Origin of the sequence: Gottfriedia sp. NPDC057991 (assembly GCF_042886615.1) — a bacterium.
In the GTDB taxonomy this organism is placed as follows: Bacteria; Bacillota; Bacilli; order Bacillales; family Bacillaceae_G; genus Gottfriedia.
The window spans coordinates 1-4,060 of record NZ_JBHVQN010000018.1 but is presented as its reverse complement, the minus strand read 5'-3'; the positions used below and the strand labels follow the sequence as shown (position 1 = coordinate 4,060).

Annotated in this window: 3 protein-coding genes; all 3 read left to right on the top strand. The window is 31.5% G+C overall.

Features of this window, described 5'->3' with window-relative positions; genetic code table 11:
• The first annotated feature begins 214 nt into the window (after nucleotides 1-214).
• From ACFVR2_RS25070 to ACFVR2_RS25060, 3 genes are read left to right on the top strand one after another with little or no spacing between them, the layout of a single operon-like run.
• Nucleotides 215-1,969: an ABC transporter ATP-binding protein gene (locus tag ACFVR2_RS25070; RefSeq protein WP_387368217.1), complete on the top strand. Its 1,755-nt coding sequence runs from the start codon at nucleotides 215-217 to the stop codon at nucleotides 1,967-1,969.
• A gap of 23 nt (nucleotides 1,970-1,992) precedes the next feature.
• Nucleotides 1,993-2,667, top strand: coding sequence for a response regulator (locus tag ACFVR2_RS25065; RefSeq protein ID WP_387368214.1), 675 nt, complete (start codon nucleotides 1,993-1,995; stop codon nucleotides 2,665-2,667).
• Complete coding sequence (locus tag ACFVR2_RS25060; RefSeq protein ID WP_387368211.1) at nucleotides 2,664-3,731, top strand: HAMP domain-containing sensor histidine kinase; 1,068 nt, start codon at nucleotides 2,664-2,666, stop codon at nucleotides 3,729-3,731. The genes ACFVR2_RS25065 and ACFVR2_RS25060 overlap by 4 nt, the downstream gene beginning before the upstream one ends.
• Nucleotides 3,732-4,060 lie beyond the last annotated feature (329 nt).

Genomic DNA, 4,060 nt, shown 5'->3' with positions numbered 1-4,060 from the left:
CTTTTGCGTCGATGGTAGTTGGGGGTTTCCCCCTGTGAGAGTAGAACGTCGCCTGGTAACCAAAAACATCAGCTATTAGGCTGATGTTTTTTTTGCGTTATAAAAGATAATATTTATGAGAAATAAAATAATTTAGTTCATTCTTTATTCATATTTTAGTTGTAAATTTTAATGGTAATGTAGATAAAAAATAGTAAGTGTAAGGAGTAGAGATATGAAAGAAGAAACTAATTCAAATAAAAAAAGGGACTGGAGAAATTTTATCTCTTTAATAAAGAATGCAAACCCACCTAAATGGTTGTTTGCAATAGGCGTACTATTAAGTGTAGCCACTACTTTATTCGGGTTACTATTACCTTTACTAACAAAGAAATTTGTAGATGGTTTTTCATTAGCATCCTTAAGTACAGGACAAATAGCGGTTTTTGTTGCGGTACTAATAATACAGGCTATTTCATCAGCAGCTTCTATCTATCTGCTTAGTCGAGTCGGGAATACAGTTGTTGCCAATGTAAGACACCGATTGTGGAAGAAAATGATTGTACTTCCAATATCTTATTTCGATGAGACTCAGACTGGAGATAATGTAAGTCGTGTTACGAATGATACTGCAATTTTAAAAGGGTTAATAACAGAACATATAACAAACTTTTTAACAGGAATCATTTCAATTATTGGATCTTTTATATTACTACTAGTATTAGATTGGAGAATGACATTAATAACTTTTAGTATTATCCCTGTTATTGCACTAATATTTTTCCCTATCGGAAAACAAATGTCTAAATTATCAAAAGCAACTCAAGATGAGACAGCAAAATTCACTTCATTAATAAGCCAAGTTTTTTCGGAGATTAGGTTAGTAAAAGTTTCGAATGCAGAAACTACTGAAATTACAAATGGAAACAAGGGAATTAATAATTTATTATCTTTCGGTATTAAGGAAGGGAAAATACATTCTTTCACTGGACCAATTGTTTCCTTTGTATTGATGCTTATTTTAGTAGTTATTATTGGATATGGCGGGGTTAGGGTCTCATCAGGTGCAATAACTGCAGGGGCTTTAGTTGCTTATATACTATATTTATTTCAAATTATTTTCCCAGTAACACAAATTACACAGTTCTTTACTGAGCTTCAAAAAACAAAAGGTGCCACTGAAAGAATGATAAGTATATTAGAACTAGAAGAAGAAGATTATCAAACTGGAAAAGATGAAGTTGATATGAATTTACCGATTAATATTAATAAGTTACATTTTGCATATAAGGAAGAAGAGATGTTAACAAATCTTAATTTCGTAATTCCACCAGGTAAAGTATCGGCTATTGTAGGGCCAAGTGGCAGTGGGAAGACAACTTTATTTTCACTCATTGAACGATTTTATCCTCCCAAAAATGGAGAAATAACAATTGGAAATAATCCAATTAATAGTTTCAATTTAGAGAGCTGGAGAAAACAAATAGGTTATGTTGCACAAGAAAGTCCCCTAATTGTCGGTACAATTAGAGATAACATTTGCTATGGAATTAAAAGAGAGATATCTGATCAAGAACTGGCTTATGTATCGGGTATGGCATATGTAGATCAATTTGTTAATGACTTACCTGAAGGTTTTAATACAGAGGTCGGAGAAAGAGGTATAAAACTATCTGGTGGTCAAAGACAACGAATAGGTATTGCGAGGGCTTTATTAAGAAACCCTAAATTATTAATGTTGGATGAGGCAACTTCGAATCTTGATAGTAGGTCGGAATTAGTTGTACAAAATGCACTTTCCAATTTAATGAAAGGGAGAACTACTTTAATTATTGCTCATCGTCTTTCCACAGTTATAGATGCGGATCAAATTGTATTTTTAGATAAAGGGAAAATAACTGGTATTGGGACACATGATGAATTATATAGTAACCATTTAATGTACAGAGAATTTGCAGATCAGCAATTAAGGGTAAATAGTGCAGTGTAATTAAATTGAGGGAAGGTGTCTTTATGGCTAGTATTTTAATCGTAGACGATGATCCACATATTCGAAAACTATTAAATGTTTTACTTCGTGATGAGGGCTTTACTGTTTTTGAGGCCACAAATGGTATTGAAGCAATTAGTGTTTTTGAAGATAACAAAATAGATATGTTAATGATAGATTTAATGATGCCTAAAATGGACGGATTCGAGCTTTGTCGAGAAATACGTAACGAATTTGATCTTCCTATAATTATGTTAACTGCAAAAGGTGAAACCGAACAGAAAGTTAGAGGGTTTAAATTAGGGACCGACGACTATATCGTAAAACCATTTGAACCAGTCGAATTGGTTGTTCGAGTAAAAGCTTTGTTAAGAAGATCAAAAATATCTTCATCTAAAATTGTTCAAATAGGAAATTTAACAATAGATCACGGTAATTTCAAAGTTCTAAATGAAAACCAAGTAATCAATATGCCATTGAAAGAGTTAGAGCTTTTATTTACTTTAGCGAGCTCTTTAGGAAGAACTTATTCTAGGGAACAATTAATTGAAAACATTTGGGGATTCGATTATGCAGGGGATGAAAGAACTGTTGATGTTCATATAAAGCGATTGAGGGAAAGATTTCCCGAGAAAGAATTCGGTTTTAAAATTTCTACTGTATGGGGACTAGGGTATCGAATGGAGTTATTAAAATGAAGGTATTAAAAAAGATTAGAGACGTTATCGGAGCTATATTACTATTAACGACTGCAATAACAATAGGAAGCGTAATTGTTCACTATTCGACTAATTACTTTTATGAACAGTATCTCACTAATTTATCAGATTTAACGAAACAAATCATAAATACTTTTTTAACCTTTCTATTATTAATGCTCGGGGGAGCTGTATTTGGTAGAATGTTTCATCATCCAAAGCAAATGAAAATGGTAAAAGAAATAATGCAGGCAATTCGAAGTATTTCAAGGGGAGAGTTTAACGTATCAGTAGATCTTGAAAAATTCAGGAATGCATTTGGTGGTGAAATAGGCCAGATAATAGATAGCTTTAACCATATGGCAAAAAATTTAGATCAAATGGAATACATGCGACAGGAGTTTATTTCTAACGTTTCACATGAAATTCAATCGCCCTTAACATCTATTAAAGGTTTTGCTAAAGTATTACAAAATGAAAATTTACCGTTAGAAGAGCGAAAGCAGTATTTAAATATAATTGAGTACGAAAGTACAAGGTTATCGAAGCTTAGCGATAATCTTCTAAAGCTAACTTCACTAGAATCACAAAACCAGCCAATAGAAAAGAACAGTTTTTCGTTAAATAGCCAACTTATGTACTCATTGTTAAGTTGCGAACCTCAAATATTAGAAAAAAATATCAACATGCATGTTGCCCTTGGTAAAATTGACTTTATAGGAGACGAGGCTCTTTTAAATCAGGTTTGGATGAATTTAATTACAAACAGTATAAAGTTTACTTCTAACAATGGTGATATATTTATATCTGCTATACAAGATTATGACAAGGTGGTTATACAAATTCGAGATACTGGAATAGGTATTTCTGAAGAAGATCAAGTGCATATATTTGAAAGATTTTATAAAGCAGATAAATCAAGAGACAGAACAACTGGTGGAAATGGATTAGGTTTATCAATCGTAAAGAAAATTGTTGATATGCACAACGGAATTGTTTATGTAGAAAGTGAGATCGGTAAAGGTTCACTATTTGCAGTTGAATTACCTGTAATAGCGGAGTAGTGGTTTTTCATTATAGTAAATAGAGTTTAGTAAAGTTAACTATTTTTTTGCTATAATGAAAAATATTATCTTTTTTTATTATAAAGTTATTGCAATCATAAAAGAATAATGGTATATTATTAAACGTTGTCACATTAAACGAATAAATGAGGCAAAAAAATAATATAAAAAAGTTGTTGACCAAACAGACTTGTATATGTTATTATTATATAAGTCGCTAAGAGATAAAGCGACAAAGTGAACTTTGAAAACTAAACAAAACATGAAGTAAACGTCAATTATTAGTTTTTTTGAGCAATACAAGATTTAAACTTAACTTTTATGGAGAG